Origin of the sequence: Veronia pacifica, assembly GCF_001707825.1 — a bacterium.
Lineage (GTDB): Bacteria > Pseudomonadota > Gammaproteobacteria > Enterobacterales > Vibrionaceae > Veronia > Veronia pacifica.
Genome location: NZ_LYBM01000107.1, coordinates 1 through 959, shown reverse-complemented (window position 1 = coordinate 959; position 959 = coordinate 1). Strand labels below are relative to the sequence as shown.

The window sequence follows — 959 nt, the reverse complement described above, 5'->3', positions numbered from 1 at the left end:
TCGCGGGCACAGCCGAAAACGATTACCTCGAATCCTTTGCGGGCAATGATACGGTAAACGGTAATGAGGGTAATGACACCATGATGGGTGGTCGTGGAGACGACACTCTCAATGGTGGCGTTGGTGATGATGTTTATATTTTCCGTAAAGGGGATGGGCACGACACCATCACAGACGAACATGCGGGTGTTCGGACGGTGGAGTATCAGGCTCAGGAGTCCTATCAGGTTCAAGTGCCCTATACGCGATACCGAAACGTGACCGTTGGCAGTGGTAAAGATAAAACGACGCGGCGTGAGGCGTATACCGATTATCGCTGGGAAACCCGTTATCGCAATGTCACCCGTACCCGCGAAGAGAACTTTGATGACTTTGCCGGGAACGATGTTCTTAAGTTGCAAGGTGGCATTACTGCTGCAGATATTTTGCTGAGGAGAGACGGTAGTAATTTAATTGTCGATTTGGGTGATGGTGACAAAGTGACCATCAAGCGTATGGACAGCAGCAACAATACAATAGAAAAAATAGAATTGGACGATGGTACTGTCGTCGATCTCTCCACCTTTGCTAGTAGCGATTCAAATAGTGGTGAGGGGACGGAACTGAATGATGAAATCATCGGAAGTAACGGAGATGACACGATCTACGGTCGTGGCGGAAACGATATCCTCTCCGGCGGAGACGGCAACGATATTCTTCACGGTAATGAAGGCGCTGATAACCTTGATGGCGGGGCTGGCGACGACACGATTTATGCTGATGAGCAAGATACGGTTAATGGTGGAGAAGGTACAGACACACTCATCTTTGAAAACTCTCAAGCCGTCGATATTGATCTAACGGGCAAGGGTATTGAGATTGTTGAAGGATCGGCGGGCAGTGACCAGATCACTGGCGGCGCTGAAAATAACCGCATTGATGGTGGTGCGGGTAACGACGTGCTTGACGGCGGAGACGGC

The 959-nt window shown here is 49.9% G+C and carries 1 protein-coding gene; it reads left to right on the top strand.

Annotation, left to right across the window (positions count from 1 at the left end; all coding sequences use genetic code 11):
- The coding region (locus A8L45_RS23310) for a calcium-binding protein (protein ID WP_139122471.1) at window positions 1–959 on the top strand (959 nt) is incomplete at both ends.